Raw genomic sequence first — 17,059 nt, 5'->3', positions numbered from 1 at the left:
TGTTATATTCAGTAAAATGAGTTGGGATTAGAGGTTTAATATGAAAAATCCAAATAGTCAAGATCACCCTTGGTTGATTGCACTTTATATTAGTGGTGCCGGAGGATTACTGGCGGCTTACATTCTGATCGGTTTTTTCGGTGGAAAGTGGCTTGCCGATTTAATGGACGGGCCCAGATACTGGATCGCGATTGGAACCGTTACAGGGCTCTTTGTAGGGATTTTGAATATTGCTCTTCTCATTAAAAAATTTCTGGGGGCGCAAAGTGAATGATTTGACGACATCCATTGTGAACGCTGTAACGAGAGTGACACTGCTCTTATTGTCCGCCTTCTTTTTAGGATGGGCTTTATATGCCGATCATCGCCCTGTTTTTGTAGGGCTTATCATGGGTCTGGCAGGGGGCTTGATTAATGTTCGCTTTCTCTCCGTTAAAGTGAGGCAGTTGGCGGACTTGGCTATAAGTCAAGAACGTAAACGGTTCAGCTTTGGATTTGTCACAAGACTTTGCATCGCTTTTCTGATTGTGATGATTGCTGTGAAATTCGAGCAGATATCGCTCGGTGCAACCATTGCGGGACTGTTCATCCCCCAACTGTTGACCATTCCAGTCAGCATTATTGTTAGCTTACGAAATAAGGCCTGATCAACGCTAATTGGAAAGGGGTGAAAAAAATTACATGCATGAATCACCAATTATTAAACTTGGCGGATTGAATATTGATCTGTCAGCTGTGTTAATGCTCTTAGTAACCGGGGTTATCGTGTTTATCTTGGCGCGTTTGTCTGTTCGTAATCTTTCTGTAGAAAACCCTTCCAAACTTCAAAACTTTATGGAATGGGTTGTGGAATTCGTACAGGGTATCGTATCCAGTGCGATGGACTTGAAGAAGGGTAAAGCGTACATATCGCTCGGATTGACATTGATATTGTTCATCTTTGTAGCCAACCTTTTGGGGCTGCCATTTGCTGTAATTACTGATTTGCCGGCAGACTTCAAAGTTTTCGGACAGACGATCTTGGCAACTGTGGGACTTGAGGCTGGACACTATGCACACGTATTGTGGTGGAAGTCGCCGACAGCAGATATTAATGTTACCGCAGGACTAGCGATTGTTGTGTTCTTGCTCATGAACATTCTGGGTCTGAAACTGAATCGCAAACACTATCTCAAACACTATCTTGAGCCGTATCCAGTGTTCTTGCCACTGAACATCATTGAGAACTTGGCAAAACCGGTTGCGCTTGCTATTCGTTTGTTCGCTAACATTTTTGCTGGTGAAGTATTGATCACGGTTATCCTGAAGATGGGATTTTTCGGAATTCCGTTCTTGGCTGCGTGGCAAGGCTTCAGTATATTCATTGGTGCATTGCAAGCCTTTATCTTCACTATACTGACGATGGTCTACATTGCACAGACGACGATACACGAAGAAGAAGCACATTAATAAACTCCGAGAAATTCGTCGCTTACGAGTGAAGAATTTCAACAGAGATATATTATATTAAACACAAATTTCAAACAATTTTGAGGAGGATATTTAACAATGGAATTTTTAGCAGCAGCTATTGCAGTAGGTTTGGGCGCGTTGGGCGCAGGTCTTGGTAACGGTATGATCGTAAGTAGAACAGTAGAATCTATCGCTCGTCAGCCAGAAGCACGTGGTCCATTGCAAACAACAATGTTTATCGGTGTTGGTATCGTCGAGGTAGTTCCACTCGCTGCTACCGTTATTGCTTTCTTGATCATGTTTTCTTAATAACAATACAACGGTTTGGCGGGGAGGGCCGATGCCATCCGCGCCTTCGTTTTGTTAGGAACCGCACATCGTACTAACGGAAAGGAGTGACTTAGGTGACTATAGTATGGGAAACTATTGTAATCTCAATTCTTGCATTTGGTGTTCTGTATGTTCTTCTTCACAAGTTTGCATTCAGTAAGTTGTTCGCGATCATGGAACAGCGTCGTGAATTGGTTATGAACCAAATGAATGAAGCTGCGCAAACCCGGGAGCAAGCGATTACTTACGTTGAGCAACAGAAGCAAGCTCTTGAGCAAGCTCGTCAAGAAGCTCACGAAATTATCGAACGTTCAAAACAAACAAGCAACAAGCAGGCTGAGCAGATCCTGGAGTTGGCTAGCGAAGAAGCATCCCGTATCAAATCAGAAGCCGTTCGCGACATCGAGAGCGAGAAGAACAAAGCAGTTGCTGAACTTCGCAGCGAGCTGGGTAGTGTATCGGTTAAGATTGCTTCCAAATTGCTTGAGCGCGAAGTGAAGAATGATAACGTTCAGGAAGAATTGGTGGATCAATACCTGAAAGAGGTAGGAGGCAGACCATGAGCCAGGATACAGTAGCAGCCAAGCGATATGCGCGAGCGCTGTTCGAAGTAGCGGCTCAGCAGCAGAAGGGGCTGGAAGTGGAACAAGAACTGAGAGCAGTTGTAGCAGCTATCGCAGGAGACGCTGATACACAGAAGTTCATTTCTACACCCAACATTCCCCGTTCCGTTAAGATGGATGTCTTAAACAGAGCACTCGCAGGGAAGATATCGAAGCCTGTTCTGAATACGATTGAGCTGCTTCTCGAAAAAGGACGCACGGATCTTTTCACTGAATTACTGAACAGTTATGTGAAAATTCAGGGAGCGAGCCTCGGAATGGCTGATGCCACGGTATATTCTACATACCCGTTAAGTGATGGGGAGAAAGAACAAGTGGCTTCGGAATTCGGCCAGATGACACAGCAGAAGATCCGCGTGAACAATGTCGTTGATGAGAGTCTGCTAGGCGGTCTTAAGGTAGTTATCGGCGATATGCTGTATGACGGCACTTTGGCCGGCAAGCTGGATCGTCTTGAAAAGTCTTTTAATAGACAAGCATAGTAGATAGGGGTGAAAACGTTGAGTATCAGACCTGAAGAAATTAGTACTTTAATTAAAAGTCAGATTGAAGAATATAAATCCGACATTACTGTCTCTGAAGTGGGTACAGTTATTCAAGTAAGTGACGGTATTGCTCGCGTATACGGCCTAGAGAACGCTATGTCCGGGGAATTGTTAGAATTTCCTAACGGCGTTGTAGGTTTGGCGCTCAACCTTGAGGAGAGCAACGTCGGTGTCGTAATCTTAGGACCATACACCGATATTAAGGAAGGCGACCAGGTTAAACGTACAGGCCGCATCATGCAGGTTCCTGTTGGTGAAGCGTTGCTTGGACGTGTTGTTAACCCTCTGGGACAACCTGTTGACGGCAAAGGCCCAATTGCGGCTGCTGAATACCGTCCGGTTGAAAGCGATGCTCCAGGTGTTATCGATCGTAAATCTGTACATGAGCCAATGCAAACAGGTATCAAAGCGATTGACGCGATGGTTCCAATCGGCCGTGGACAGCGTGAGTTGATCATCGGTGACCGTCAAACGGGTAAAACGACGGTTGCAATCGACACCATTCTGAACCAAAAAGGTAACGGCGTGAAATGTATTTACGTTGCCATTGGACAGAAACAATCCACAGTAGCACAGGTTGTTGAAACTTTGCGCCGTCACGGTGCTCTGGAGTACACAATCATTGTAACGGCATCAGCTTCTGAGCCAGCTCCGTTGCAATACATCGCACCTTATGCGGGTTGCGCAATGGGTGAGTACTTCATGTATAAAGGTGAGCACGCCTTGATCATCTATGATGACTTGTCGAAGCAAGCTGCGGCATACCGCGAATTGTCCTTGCTCCTTCGTCGTCCTCCGGGCCGTGAAGCTTATCCAGGTGACGTATTCTATCTGCACTCCCGTTTGCTGGAACGTGCTGCGAAGCTTAGTGATGAGCTCGGCGGTGGTTCATTAACCGCATTGCCATTCATTGAAACACAAGCTTCTGACGTATCCGCATATATTCCTACGAACGTAATCTCGATTACAGACGGTCAGATCTTCTTGGAGTCTGAATTGTTCTACTCCGGTCAGCGTCCAGCGATTAACGTGGGTATTTCCGTATCCCGTGTTGGTGGTTCCGCACAGATCAAAGCGATGAAGAAGGTTGCGGGCGGTTTGAAACTTGACCTGGCTCAATACCGTGAACTTCAAGCATTCTCCCAGTTTGGTTCCGACTTGGATAAATCCACATTGGCTCGTTTGAACCGTGGTTCGAGGCTGATGGAGATTTTGAAACAAGGCGTTAACCAACCGCTTTCTGTTGAACAGCAGGTTGTCAGCCTGTATACAGCAGTAAAAGGATACCTTGATGATGTTGAGGTTTCTAACGTTCGTCGTTTCGAGAAAGAATTCCTGTCGTTTGTTGAGAGCAACAAGCCTGAAATTCTGCAATCGATCCGCGATACGAAGGACTTGGTAGCTGACAATGAAGAAGCATTGAAAGCTGCAATCGATCAATTTAAAAAAGGCTTTGCAGCTTCGGTATAAGCTCCTCAGCTGTGCAATAGGAGGGGAGCCGGGCACACATGCCCGGCATCCTTTTTCAACATATGGATGATTGCTTTGGTCTAGCCAAAGCTAGGTTATTGTTCATGAAGTTAGCTTTGGCTTCGCCAAAGTTTAGGTTTATGCTTTCGAAGTAACTTTGACTTCGTCAAAGTTTTGTAGATGCTTTCGAAGTAACTTTGACTTCGTCAAAGTTTTGTAGATGCTTACGAAGTAACTTTGGCTCCGCCAAAGTTTTGAGGTGGTGAAAACATGGCAAGAGGATTACGTGACATTAAACGGCAGATCAAAAGTATCCAGAACACCAAGCAAATCACCAAAGCAATGGAGATGGTTGCTGCAGCGAAGCTGAGAAGAGCACAGGAAAAGGCAACTGCTGCCCTTCCTTACTCGGAGAAGCTGAAAGAAGTTGTAGGCAGCATCGCGGCTGGAACCCAAGGAATCAGCCATCCAATGCTGGAGAAGCGTGCGGTCAAGAAAACCGGTTACCTGGTTATTACCTCGGACCGCGGTCTTGCTGGAGCGTCCAACTCCAATATTTTGCGTAAGGTATCGGGTATTATTGCAGAACGCCATCAGTCGAAAGATGAGTACTCCATCTTTGTGATCGGACGTAAGGGCCGTGATTATTTCCGCCGTCGTGATCTCCCGGTTGTTGAAGAGCTGACAGAATTGTCTGACAGCCCTACATTCGGGGACATCAAGTCCATCGCAAACGCAGCTGTTCGTCAATATGAGCTGGGTGAGATTGATGAGTTGTACATTTGCTACAACAAGTTCGTGAATGCTTTGACTCAGGATCCGGAAGCGACTAAGCTGCTACCAATGGAGAACATTGGTGGAGGCGTTAACGTATCGAGCTACGAATATGAGCCATCTCCAGAAGCCGTACTGGAAGCATTGCTTCCGAAGTACGCTGAGACGCTTATTTTCAGCGCGATGCTTAACGCAAAAGCGAGTGAGCTAGGTGCGAAGATGACGGCAATGGGAGCTGCGACGAAGAACGCAAGCAAGATGATTGGCGATCTGACTCTAACGTACAACCGTGCCCGTCAAGCCGCCATTACTCAGGAAATTTCCGAGATTGTGGCTGGAGCCGACGCTCAATAATTTGATTTTATAAGATACCGTTAATAGATGCGGCACGTTGTGCCGCTTTACGATGATCGTTCGTTATATAAGACGAACGGGTAGGAGGGAAAACGAAAAGATGAACAAAGGACGCGTTGTCAGCATTACAGGCGCTGTAGTTGACATTGAATTTCAGCGCGGTCAGCTTCCCGAGATCTTCAACGCTATCAAAATTGAAGGCACCGTGGAAGGCGGCCGTTCTATAGATCTGACTTTGGAAGTATCCAACCATTTGGGTGACAATCTGGTTCGTTGTATCGCGATGTCGTCAACTGACGGCTTAACTCGTGGTCTGGAAGCCGTAGATTTGGGAGCACCTATTACAGTACCTGTAGGATCTGCAACTCTGGGTCGTGTATTTAACGTACTTGGTGAGCCTATCGATAAAGCAGGTCCAGTCGTTTCTGAAATTAGCAACCCAATTCACCGTGAAGCTCCAGCATACGATGAACTCTCCACACAAGCAGAAATGCTTGAAACAGGAATCAAGGTTATCGACTTGCTGGCTCCATACCAAAAAGGTGGTAAAATCGGCCTTTTCGGTGGTGCTGGTGTAGGTAAAACCGTTGCGATTCAAGAACTTATCAACAACATCGCTCAAGAGCACGGCGGTATTTCCGTATTTGCCGGTGTAGGTGAGCGTACTCGTGAAGGTAATGACCTTTATCACGAAATGACAGATTCCGGCGTTATCAGCAAAACAGCGATGGTGTTCGGTCAGATGAACGAGCCTCCTGGCGCACGTCTTCGTGTAGCTTTGACAGGTTTGACGATGGCGGAGTATTTCCGTGATCAAGAAGGAAAAGACGTTCTTCTGTTTGTCGACAACATCTTCCGTTTCACTCAAGCAGGTTCTGAAGTTTCCGCCCTTCTAGGCCGGATGCCTTCCGCGGTAGGTTACCAGCCAACGCTGGCTTCCGAAATGGGTCGTCTGCAAGAGCGTATTACGTCCACTAAAAAAGGTTCTGTTACTTCCATTCAAGCAATCTACGTACCGGCGGATGACTATACGGATCCAGCTCCGGCAACGACGTTTGCTCACTTGGATGCAACAACAAACCTGGAGCGTAAGATTTCCGAGAAAGGTATCTATCCTGCGGTAGATCCACTTGCTTCAAGCTCACGGATTCTGGCTCCTGAAATTGTCGGCGAAGAGCACTACAATGTAGCTCAAGGTGTTAAGCAAATTCTTGCTCGTTACAATGAGCTTCAAGATATTATCGCGATCCTTGGTATGGATGAGTTGAGCGAAGACGATAAAGCTATCGTTAACCGTGCTCGTCGTATCGAACGTTTCCTTTCCCAACCGTTCCACGTTGCGGAGGCGTTTAACGGAATGCCTGGTACTTATGTGCCTGTTAAAGAAACCATTCGCAGCTTTAAAGAGATTCTGGAAGGTAAGCATGACCATCTTCCGGAAGCTGCTTTCCTGTTCGTTGGCACAATCGAAGAAGCAGTGGAAAAAGCAAAAACTATGTAAGCTGACGCTCCGTGATATGCGGGTCGTCCGTGAAACTATGACGAACGACGCCTGCTACGCGAGTTTTCTGCGGAAAACGGTGAGGAGGGATGGAAGTGAGCACCTTTTTATTGGAGATCGTAACACCGGACCGACTCGTTTTTTCAGAGCAGGTTAACAGTGTTACGGTGCGCGGGGTCGAAGGAGAACTGGGTATTTTACCAGGACACATCCCGTTTGTTACTCCACTTCAGGTAGCGCCTGTGTTCGTGAAGATCGGAAACGAAAGAACCCCGTTTGCAGTACAAGGGGGCTTCGTTGAAGTCCGTAAGGACAAGGTTGTTATCTTGGCGGAGAGTGCTGAGAAAGCTGAAGAGATCGATCTGGAGCGTGCTGAAGCCGCGAAAGAACGTGCTGAAGCTCGCTTGAAAGCAAGCAAACGACAAGATGAAATTGACCACCGTCGTGCTGAATTAGCTCTGCAACGGGCTATGAACCGGATTAAAATTTCCGATGGAAACAATCAATAGAATGAAAGGCAGTCCCGCTGTTATAAGCTGGACTGCCTTTTTTTATAGTAAATAAATATAATAGAGGAAATGTTTACATATGGAGAGTTAGTAGATTATTGGATAATTAGATCTTTTGTATGACATTCCGATCAAATTTTTTTATTTCCGAGGAAATGGCATTAGAAAGTACTGGATTCTTGCTGCTCTGACAAGTATTATAGAAGGGTCGGTCCTTTTAAGGAGCGATATATCGCGATGAAAGAGGAGGGAGCAATGAATCAAGAAATTTCGAACACCGTCTCTAGTGCGGTTGGCGTTAGCGGATTGTTGTCTATTGTCATTTCGCTTGTCTGCATAGCGCTGGCGTGGTGGGCATTGCAAACCTTAAAGTTAGATTTGGTAATCCGCAATCCCAAAAGCCCTCAAGGTAAGCTGCTACATTTGTTAATTGCCGTGGTACTTGGACGTTTTGTAGCCGAATTCTTAATCGACTATATGATGTGGAGCCAAATGATCCGATATATGTTTTAGAGTGTTTTAATAATGAATAATGAATTTTAAGAAGTCATGAAACTGATTGATATTGAATGATTTTATGGAGCATACAGAATGGCAATCATTTTTTTTAGGGGTATGTTGTCATTTCTGCTTGGTTGTTTTAATTATTGTTTTAATGGTTATATCTCTGTTAGGTTACTCAGCGCAAGATGTCGAATAAACGCTTTTTATTATGTCAACACTGAGGAATAAGTATTCTGTACGAAAGTCCAATGACTACAGGACTATAAATGTTTACATGATTATAATTTGCGTCACCAAGACAGATATTTCGCATAGGCTATTCTGAGAACTAAGACTGCATATAACCATATGTTATTTACGAAAAGTATCTAGGAACAGTTCCTTCAATTGTAGGTAATGATTTCCTAATATAAGAAATAGTCCAATAATCGCTTGTAACGTTGAAATCAACAATGTTAAGATGGCATTTAGAGAATTAGCAGTACATTAAACAATGATTATCAATTACAGGAAATTATGGACGCGGAGGGAAACCATAATGAGCAAATTTATCGTCCGCGGTGGCAAAAGATTGACCGGAAGCGTCAAAGTCAGCGGAGCAAAAAATTCAGTTCTTCCGATCATCGCTGCCTCTCTTCTTGGGGAAGTGGGAGAAAGTGTCATTATCGATGCGCCTCCTCTTGACGATGTAATCACAATTAGCAAAGTGTTGGAGTCGCTTGGTGCACGCGTTACATATCAAGACGAAGTCATCCGTGTAAATGCAGAGCACATAGCCACATGTGAAGCACCTTATGAATGGGTGCGGAAGATGCGCGCCTCTTTTTTGGTCATGGGACCACTTCTGGCTCGGTGCGGTCGTACCCGTATTTCACTTCCGGGTGGATGCGCGATTGGTACAAGACCGATCGATCAGCATCTTAAAGGTTTTGAAGCATTAGGTGCGGAGATCAGCCTTGGTCAGGGGTATATTGAAGCTAAAAGTAATGGCAGACTACGCGGCGCGAAGGTTTATCTGGATGTTGCCAGTGTAGGAGCTACCGAAAATATTATGATGGCTGCCACGTTGGCTGAAGGTGTTACAACGATCGAAAATGCGGCGAAAGAGCCGGAAATTGTCGATTTAGCGAACTACCTTAACGGAATGGGCGCCATTGTTCGCGGTGCAGGCACTGGAGTTATTCGTATCGAGGGTGTTGAGAAACTGCATGGTGTGAAGCATAACGTTATTCCAGACCGGATTGAAGCAGGAACCTTTATGGCTGCTGCAGCGATTACTGGCGGGGATGTGTATGTGGAAGGCGCGATTGCAGATCATTTGGGACCTGTAATCTCCAAGATGGAAGAGATGGGTGTGACGATCCAGCCAGACGAGAATGGAATTCGTGTAATTGCGGATAAACCACTGAAGGCTGTTGATGTCAAGACATTACCATACCCAGGATTCCCTACAGATATGCAGTCACAGATGATGGCTCTTCTGCTTGTTTCGGAAGGTACAAGTGTAATTACCGAAACCGTATTTGAGAATCGCTTCATGCATGTGGATGAATTCCAGTTGATGAACGCGGAGATCAAGGTTGAAGGCCGTTCTGCGATTTTGACAGGAGGCTCTCGCTTGACGGGTGCGAAGGTAACTGCGACGGACCTGCGTGCAGGTGCTGCTCTTATTCTGGCAGGACTTGTGTCTGAAGGAACGACTGAAGTGGGTGGAACACACCACATTGATCGTGGTTATGTTCACTTGGCTGAGAAGCTTTCTGGATTAGGTGCGGATATCTGGCGAATTTCGACAGATGATAAGGAATTTGAAAAAGCACCGAAGCCTGCGAAGACAGATGAGAACAAAGTATTTAAAGTACAGCCAACTTGGGTATAGTTCAAAACTTGCTAAATTGCTGTAAACAACCGAATGATATCAAACGAAGGGCTCTGCCATATGGCAGAGCTCTTTTTTTGTCGTGAAGTAAAGCGAAAAGCTATCTCTCTCTCTTAAAAAGGTTCTATCAACTTAAAGGCTCTCATAATTATAAGTACCTAGCAAAAAAGGAATAGAAGCCGGTTTATCTAGATCCTAGGATAAATTGTGAATGATCTAGGGCTGCATAGAGGAGGGAGCCGAATGAAAGATTCCAAGGTTCGTATACAAATTCCGATCACTCCGGAGAAGAAGAATACGACAGTTGATCAAGCGAAAGATCATAAGGAAGAGTGGATGGAAACCGAGGGAACAGCTGCGAGAGTACTTGAATGGAAGTTTCCGCAGGACGAGAAGATTGCAAGGCGATCAGGAACAAATATAAACAAGAAGCGACATGATTCTATAGCGGAGCTAGAACAAGCCACTAAAGAGATTGAGGAAGCAACCTTCGCGGCACAGGAAGCGCCAATAGAATTAGATGAAGTAACACATTCTTTCACAGCCGCAGGAAGTATAGAGGACCCCAGCAGCGCGGAGCCCGGCCCGCGCTCCGCGCTGCCGGGCCAAACCCCGCGTGAGCACCGCGCCTTTCGCGCGCGGCCCTCACGCTTCGGGCGCCGCGGCTCCGCCGCGCGGCGCCCTGCGGCCCCCGGCCGGCGGGTGCGGCTGCACCCCGCCGCCTGGGCCGCGGCGGGCCTGCTGGCCCTCGCGCTCGCGCTGCCGCTGCTTGTGGTCGCCCCCGGCGACCATAAGGCAGCACCGCCCGCGCCCGGGCCAGCGCCCGCTCCTTCCGCCGCTGTGCAGCCGGCGGAAGAGCCCACGGTGTCCGTCTATTTAACGAAGACGGACACCGTGGAGACCCTCCCGCTGGAAACCTACATTGTCGGCGTCGTAGCCGCCGAAATGCCGGCAGAATTCCAGCTGGAGGCACTCAAGGCCCAGGCCATTGCTGCACGGACATACATCGTGCAGCGGCTGAAGTCCGGCGACAAGAGTGGTGTGCCGGAAGACAAGGGCGATGTAACCGATACGATTAATCATCAGGCTTACATCTCTAAGGAGAAGCTGGAGAAAGAATGGGCAGCAGCAGGAGAGCAAGACAAGCTTGCAAAGCTGCGTCAGGCCGTTAAGGAAACGAAGGGGATTGTGATGACGTATAAGGGTCAGCCGATTACCGCTTCTTTTTTCTCCACCAGTAATGGGTATACCGAGAACTCAGAGGATTATTGGAAGAACGAGATCCCATATCTACGAAGTGTTGAGAGTCCATGGGATACCGAAATCTCTCCTAAATATAAAACCAGTGTCACCATGTCACGAGCTGAAATCGTCAAGCGTCTAGGTCTATCAGATACGGCTATTCCCGTCTCGGCTTCTAGCGGAAACTCTTTTATGAAAGTGATCTCTTATACCAAAGGGAATCGAATTCAGGAAGTGAGAGTGGGAGGAAAGAAGTTTACAGGACGCGAAATAAGAGAGAAGCTAGATCTTCGTTCTAGTCAATTCAGCTGGACTATGAAAGATGGAGAAGTCGTCATAACCACTTACGGCAACGGCCACGGTGTTGGCATGAGCCAGTACGGAGCGGAAGGAATGGCGCGGGAAGGCTACAAGGCGAAAGAGATTCTAAGACACTACTATACCGGAATTTCATTTCAGGAAACTTCAAAACTTCTCTCTTCAAAAAAATAATAGAGACCCACGTATAAAAGAGTTGACCCCGGTAACAATGATTACTGAGGTGATTGCAAATGAATGAACAAAACAAGAATAGTCAACCCCGCGAAGAGACTCCTAAAACCAATCAGGGAGAATCAGTAGCAACTACATCTTCGTGGAAAAAAATGTTGTCCAAACGGTGGGTGTTCCCGGCAGCTTATCTGGCAGCAGCGGCAATTATACTAACCCTCGTGTGGGTCTACCAGGGCGCCAACCAAAAATCGCTCAACCCAGATCCGGCTGTAGTAACTACCGAGAATGGTAGCGAAGCCAAGACGGGTACGGAAGGCAAGCAAGAGGAAGTTGTTGAAGTCGTCGCTAACGCTCAGAACATGATTTCGCCAGCAGGTGACGCAGCAGACGTAAGCATTGTGAAACAATTCTATGATGCAGAAGCTCCAATTGAAGAGACTCAAGAGGCGATGGTTCAGTACAATGATACCTTTACGCCGAACCTCGGGATCGACCTTGCTGCTAAAGACGACAAGTCATTTGAAGTCAAAGCTGCACTTGATGGTCAAGTAACTCGTGTGGAAGATCATCCGGTGAACGGTACAGTGGTGGAGATCACACACCCAGGAGATCTGAAGACCGTATATCAAAGCTTGAGTGATGTAAAAGTCGAGCAGGGTGCAGAAGTGAAGCAGGGCGATACGATTGCATCTGCTGGACGCAGTGAGCTTGAGAAGGAACTCGGCAACCACCTGCACTTCGAAGTGTATGAAGGCGATAGCTTGGCTAACCCGCTGGACTACCTTCCCAAGAAATAAATTTTTTCAAGTCTATAAATAGCGCTTACAGCGCCGAGAGGGCAGGATCATAGATCCTGCCTTTTTTCTTTGTCCTTAAGGCTTTGTGGCTGATAAAGGGGTCAAAAGATGTCCAGTAAAATGGACCTAAGCCTATGCTGATGCCAGCATGTCCCTAAAATAAATGGGGCAAGAGGAGCTTGTCACCCCGTGAAACCGCGAATATCCCGCCATGCCCCTCATATAATGTACCAAACTATCCACACAGTAGGGAGGCGGGAACGTGCACGATTACATCAAAGAGCGGACCATTAAAATCGGACGCTGTATCGTGGAAACAAGGCATACGGTCCGGACGATTGCCAAAGAATTTGGCGTGTCGAAAAGCACGGTGCATAAGGACTTAACCGAACGTCTGCCGGAGATTAACCCGGACTTAGCGGATCAGGTTAAGCATATTCTCGAATACCACAAGTCCATCCGCCACCTTAGAGGCGGCGAAGCCACCAAGATCAAATACAAGAAAACGACAAATGGCAACCGTGAACCTGTCACAACAGCTAAATCCTAATTATAGGCCTTAGGTCGCTAGATTGACGTTGTATCCTTCCCCTAAAGTATGATATGTTAAAAGATGGTATAAGGCGGAATATTGAGACCTTGGTGTGCCGATTAACATCATGTATTGCTACGTATTGTCGAACCTCGGCAGTTATGCTCGGAACCAATAATCTCTTACCATAAAATAACACTTTGGGGGCTTTTCATGATGTTTAGCAAGGATATTGGAATCGATCTCGGGACAGCAAACGTGCTTATTCACGTCAAAGGGAAGGGGGTAGTATTAGACGAACCTTCTGTAGTGACCATTGAGAGCGACACCAAAAGAGTCCTTGCCGTCGGGGAAGATGCTCGGCGCATGATAGGGCGTACACCAGGTAATATCATGGCGATTCGTCCGCTGAGGGACGGAGTCATCGCCGACTTTGAAATTACGGAAGCGATGCTTAAGTATTTTATTGGTCGCGTTGGAGCGCGAAGCTGGCATAGTCGTCCCCGTATCCTCATTTGCGCACCTACGAACATTACATCTGTAGAGCAGAAGTCGATCCGGGAAGCGGCAGAGCGCAGTGGTGCGAAGGATGTGTTCCTAGAAGAAGAGCCTAAAGCGGCAGCGATTGGCGCAGGTATGGATATTTACGAGCCTAGCGGCAATATGGTCGTGGACATTGGGGGCGGCACGACAGACGTAGCCGTCCTGTCCATGGGCGATGTCGTGACGGCCTCTTCTATCAAAATGGCTGGGGACAAGTTCGACGAGGCGATCACGAAATACATTAAGAATAAATATAAACTACTGATCGGAGAACGTACGGCAGAAGATCTTAAGGTAGCTATCGGTACCGTTCGTCCGGGAGGGCGCCAGGCTGAGATGGATATACGGGGTCGGGACATGGTTTCGGGTCTTCCACTGACAGTGACGGTAACTTCTGCTGAAGTGCAGGAAGCGCTTTGGGATCCTATGTCATCTATTGTAGCGGCAGCAAAATTAGTCCTCGAGCGGACACCGCCGGAATTATCGGCTGATATTATTGACCGTGGCGTTATTCTGACAGGTGGCGGCGCACTGCTTCATGGTGTGGACGAGCTCCTGACAGAGCAGCTGCGTGTACCGGTGCTGATCGCAGAGGATCCAATGCACTGTGTCGTTAAGGGAACGGGAATCATGCTGGACAATTTGGATAAAGTCGTTAAGAAAAAGTTCTAATCTACCGATATAGAATGGTAGTGAATGAATTAATGGAGCTTTTTAAGGGGTCCATGAGAAGGGAAGTGCCTTCATGTTAAGAGGACTATATAACGCAGCTGCAGGTATGGTTACGCAGGAGCGTCGTCATGATACGGTAACGCAAAATCTCGTCAACGTTAATACGACAGGCTACAAGCAGACGGATAGCGTGCAGCGCGCGTTCCCTGAAGTACTTGTATCGATGATTGGCGGAGGGGCAGAGAACCCTAGCCGTACAATAGGTAAGCTGAATACAGGTGTATTTGCTGAAGAGAGCCTCTCGCTGTACAAGCAAGGAGCGCTTCGCGAGACGGGGCTTGCTACCGATTTCGCTATCGTCTCTGAACTGGGATTGACGGTGAACGGGGAGGACGTACCTTTTGATGCATCGGGTAAATATATAAATGAGAACGGCGATATTACGTACCGCCCGGAAGCGTTCTTTACAGTACAGGACGAGAACGGCGAAGTTCGGTATACAAGAAATGGTCAATTTCATGTGAGTGAGAGTGGAAATGTTCTGACTTCGACGGGATACCAGGTATTGGATGACAATAATGCTCCGATTGTATTGACAGGTCAAGCTGGTGACCTTACAGTGAATGAGCAAGGGCAAATCTTGAGTGGAGCCGGTAATGGAGCAGGTGTTACGCTGGGGATTACTGTGGTAGACAAGCCTTATCAGCTGGTACGGGAAGGCAATGGTGTATTTCGTCTGGATGCTACGGACGGGAATAGTGCCCGTGTTCTCGCAGCAGGTGATAATGCGATCGTCAGACAAGGATATATCGAAGCATCTAATGTGGATCCTTCGCAGTCCATGGTTGAATTAACGGCTGCACTTCGCGCATATGAGACGAACCAGAAGGTCGTTCAGTTTTACGACAAGTCTCTCGACAAGGCAGTGAATGAGATCGGCAGAGTTTAAGGAAGCAGATGTCTAAGGATCTTATGTCTACACCACAGGAGGTTTGGGAATGAATAACTCCATGATTAGCGCCATGGTGTCCATGAACGCGATTCAACAGCGTCTAGATGTGATTGCTGATAATCTTGCGAACGTGGATACGGTTGGATATAAAAGCAAGGATGCATCATTTGAAGATGTACTGACTCAGGTGCAAGGACATCATAAGGATTTCACACTGGCTGGACGGGCTACGCCGTCGGGATACACGATGGGATTTGGTTCTAGGATGGCAACGATTGTAGAGAATTTGGCACAAGGCTCCCATAAAGAAACTGGGAATCCGCTGGATCTTGCGATCGAAGGCAATGCGATGTTTGTTGTGGAGGGAAATGGCGGTATTGCGTATACCCGTGAAGGTGGTTTTCATGTTTCACCGGATACGCAGAACCCAGGTTTTGTGAATCTGGTAAACAATCAAGGGTACCGAGTTCTAGACCGAGCCAACAATCCGATAAGCATTCCTGAGAATGCCAAAATTGCTATCGATACCAAGGGACAGGTCTTGATTGAAACTCCTGGTGGGAACTCTGTAGAAGCGGTTTTGAAGCTTGCTGAATTGGAGCGTCCAGAAGGGCTTGTGCAGATGGACGGTAATCTCTACATGCTTGCTGCGGGTCTGACGGAGGCACAGGTATTCGAAGCACCGCCAGCTAATGCCCAAGAGCCACTGAAATCTGAAGTTCAATCCGGTTTTTTAGAAATGTCTAATGTGAACTATTCGGAAGAAATGACGAAGATGATGGAAGTCCAGCGGGCTTATCAGCTGGCTGCACGCGCGCTGAGCTCCAGCGACACCATGATGAACCTTGCCAACACTATGCGAGGATAGGTGGAATGAACCGTGAGTGAAGCAAGTGAACGTGAACCTAAACGGCGCAAGACTTCAGGTTGGAAGATTGCGCGCAGAATCATGGTTCCGATCTTTCTGCTGCTGGCACTTTTCGGCGGAATGGTAGTCGGATACGTTGTTTTAGGGAAACAAGATATCGGAGAAGCATTCAAGTGGAGTACTTGGAAGCATGTTTACGATTTGGTCTTTGCTCCTTAACCGGAGTAGGGGATAGAACACAAAGATTAGCGATTTGAGACTCCCCTGAGGGAGTTTTCTTTTTTTTAGCGAAAACGGTATAATGGGATGGACTGTGGAAGAATAAGTATTCTCCATTAAAAAGGGCCTCCTCCCCAGACGGAATGTCTGTAGAGAAAGCCCCTTATCTCAACCTTCACGTCTGCAGCTGTGAAGGATATCCTTAGTTTTTGCCTTATCCGCCTGCTTTTATGCATGTTTTGATATGAAAGCTAACGTTTTGAGGAATGTTTTACAACTTTCAAAGACTATGCTTGGCGGGTACTTACATATGAGAGGAGTTTTTTTGTGCTGAATATCGGACAAATTCAAGAGATCATACCTCATCGCCCACCGTTCCTGCTCGTGGACAAAATCGTGGAGATCGAGGAAGGTAAGCGAGCTATAGGAATTAAGAATGTTACGATTAACGAGCCTTTTTTTGTTGGTCATTTTCCTGAGTACGCCGTAATGCCAGGTGTATTGATCGTTGAGGCATTAGCGCAGGTTGGTGCCGTTGCCATCCTGAGCATGGAAGGTAATCGTGGGAAGCTTGGTTTCTTAGCAGGAATTGATGGTTTCCGTTTCCGTGGACAAGTTGTACCGGGAGATACACTGCGTCTTGAAGTGGAAATCACTCGCTTGAAGGGTATGATCGGTAAAGGTAAAGCCGTTGCTACGGTAGAAGGCCGTACGGTTGCTGAGGGTGAAATTATGTTCGCTCTGTCAGATAAAGCATAAATAGAATCTTCATCATTATTCTTTGGATATGGAAGGGGAAGT

20 protein-coding genes are annotated in these 17,059 nt (G+C 47.0%); all 20 read left to right on the top strand.

Annotated features, from left to right (window positions below; genetic code table 11):
- Positions 1-40: 40 nt before the first annotated feature.
- Positions 41-274 (top strand): ATPase F0F1, encoded by a 234-nt coding sequence (locus ACFQV5_RS06780; protein ID WP_379244946.1) that lies wholly within the window; start codon positions 41-43, stop codon positions 272-274.
- Complete coding sequence (locus ACFQV5_RS06775) at positions 267-647, top strand: ATP synthase subunit I (RefSeq protein WP_379244944.1); 381 nt, start codon at positions 267-269, stop codon at positions 645-647. Before ACFQV5_RS06780 ends, ACFQV5_RS06775 begins: the two co-directional genes overlap by 8 nt.
- A gap of 34 nt (positions 648-681) precedes the next feature.
- The gene (gene atpB, locus ACFQV5_RS06770) at positions 682-1,449 is read left to right on the top strand and encodes a F0F1 ATP synthase subunit A (protein ID WP_379244942.1); all 768 of its coding nucleotides are present in this window, start codon (positions 682-684) and stop codon (positions 1,447-1,449) included.
- Positions 1,450-1,548: 99 nt separating this feature from the next.
- Positions 1,549-1,761 carry a F0F1 ATP synthase subunit C gene (atpE, locus tag ACFQV5_RS06765; RefSeq protein WP_006213098.1) on the top strand — a complete coding sequence of 71 codons (213 nt, stop codon included), beginning with the start codon at positions 1,549-1,551 and terminating at the stop codon, positions 1,759-1,761.
- Between the two features lie 95 nt (positions 1,762-1,856).
- The gene (gene atpF, locus ACFQV5_RS06760) at positions 1,857-2,345 is read left to right on the top strand and encodes a F0F1 ATP synthase subunit B (RefSeq protein WP_379244939.1); all 489 of its coding nucleotides are present in this window, start codon (positions 1,857-1,859) and stop codon (positions 2,343-2,345) included.
- Positions 2,342-2,887, top strand: coding sequence for a F0F1 ATP synthase subunit delta (locus ACFQV5_RS06755; RefSeq protein ID WP_379244937.1), 546 nt, complete (start codon positions 2,342-2,344; stop codon positions 2,885-2,887). Before atpF ends, ACFQV5_RS06755 begins: the two co-directional genes overlap by 4 nt.
- 18 nt (positions 2,888-2,905) lie before the next feature.
- A complete protein-coding gene (atpA, locus tag ACFQV5_RS06750) occupies positions 2,906-4,420 on the top strand; it encodes a F0F1 ATP synthase subunit alpha (protein ID WP_379244935.1) in 1,515 nt (504 codons plus the stop codon).
- A 270-nt stretch (positions 4,421-4,690) separates the two neighbouring features.
- Positions 4,691-5,548, top strand: coding sequence for an ATP synthase F1 subunit gamma (atpG, locus tag ACFQV5_RS06745; RefSeq protein WP_379244933.1), 858 nt, complete (start codon positions 4,691-4,693; stop codon positions 5,546-5,548).
- Positions 5,549-5,648: 100 nt separating this feature from the next.
- On the top strand, positions 5,649-7,049 hold the full coding sequence (atpD, locus tag ACFQV5_RS06740) for a F0F1 ATP synthase subunit beta (protein WP_379244931.1): 1,401 nt from the start codon (positions 5,649-5,651) through the stop codon (positions 7,047-7,049).
- A 95-nt stretch (positions 7,050-7,144) separates the two neighbouring features.
- Positions 7,145-7,558 carry a F0F1 ATP synthase subunit epsilon gene (locus tag ACFQV5_RS06735; protein WP_379244929.1) on the top strand — a complete coding sequence of 138 codons (414 nt, stop codon included), beginning with the start codon at positions 7,145-7,147 and terminating at the stop codon, positions 7,556-7,558.
- 255 nt (positions 7,559-7,813) lie between these two features.
- Positions 7,814-8,071, top strand: a complete 258-nt coding sequence (locus ACFQV5_RS06730) for a DUF1146 family protein (RefSeq protein ID WP_379244927.1) — start codon at positions 7,814-7,816, stop codon at positions 8,069-8,071.
- A 529-nt stretch (positions 8,072-8,600) separates the two neighbouring features.
- Positions 8,601-9,941: a UDP-N-acetylglucosamine 1-carboxyvinyltransferase gene (gene murA, locus ACFQV5_RS06725; RefSeq protein WP_379244925.1), complete on the top strand. Its 1,341-nt coding sequence runs from the start codon at positions 8,601-8,603 to the stop codon at positions 9,939-9,941.
- A 243-nt stretch (positions 9,942-10,184) separates the two neighbouring features.
- Positions 10,185-11,675, top strand: coding sequence for a stage II sporulation protein D (gene spoIID, locus ACFQV5_RS06720; RefSeq protein WP_379244923.1), 1,491 nt, complete (start codon positions 10,185-10,187; stop codon positions 11,673-11,675).
- A 59-nt stretch (positions 11,676-11,734) separates the two neighbouring features.
- Positions 11,735-12,472, top strand: coding sequence for a peptidoglycan DD-metalloendopeptidase family protein (locus ACFQV5_RS06715; protein ID WP_379244921.1), 738 nt, complete (start codon positions 11,735-11,737; stop codon positions 12,470-12,472).
- A gap of 262 nt (positions 12,473-12,734) precedes the next feature.
- Entirely contained in the window at positions 12,735-13,022 is a 288-nt protein-coding gene (gene spoIIID, locus ACFQV5_RS06710; protein WP_379244919.1) for a sporulation transcriptional regulator SpoIIID, read from the top strand.
- Between the two features lie 198 nt (positions 13,023-13,220).
- Entirely contained in the window at positions 13,221-14,219 is a 999-nt protein-coding gene (gene mreB / locus ACFQV5_RS06705; protein ID WP_379245672.1) for a rod shape-determining protein, read from the top strand.
- A 73-nt stretch (positions 14,220-14,292) separates the two neighbouring features.
- A complete protein-coding gene (locus ACFQV5_RS06700; RefSeq protein WP_379244917.1) occupies positions 14,293-15,168 on the top strand; it encodes a flagellar hook-basal body protein in 876 nt (291 codons plus the stop codon).
- A 49-nt stretch (positions 15,169-15,217) separates the two neighbouring features.
- A complete protein-coding gene (locus ACFQV5_RS06695; protein ID WP_379244915.1) occupies positions 15,218-16,039 on the top strand; it encodes a flagellar hook-basal body protein in 822 nt (273 codons plus the stop codon).
- Between the two features lie 12 nt (positions 16,040-16,051).
- Entirely contained in the window at positions 16,052-16,258 is a 207-nt protein-coding gene (locus ACFQV5_RS06690) for a DNA-directed RNA polymerase subunit beta (protein ID WP_379244913.1), read from the top strand.
- 327 nt (positions 16,259-16,585) lie between these two features.
- A complete protein-coding gene (gene fabZ / locus ACFQV5_RS06685; protein ID WP_379244911.1) occupies positions 16,586-17,017 on the top strand; it encodes a 3-hydroxyacyl-ACP dehydratase FabZ in 432 nt (143 codons plus the stop codon).
- The last annotated feature ends 42 nt before the right edge of the window (positions 17,018-17,059 follow it).

The organism is Paenibacillus sp. GCM10028914 (genome assembly GCF_042666275.1).
Lineage (GTDB): Bacteria > Bacillota > Bacilli > Paenibacillales > Paenibacillaceae > Paenibacillus_AQ.
The sequence above is the reverse complement of the archived record's forward strand: the minus strand, read 5'-3'. Positions and strand labels throughout refer to the sequence as shown.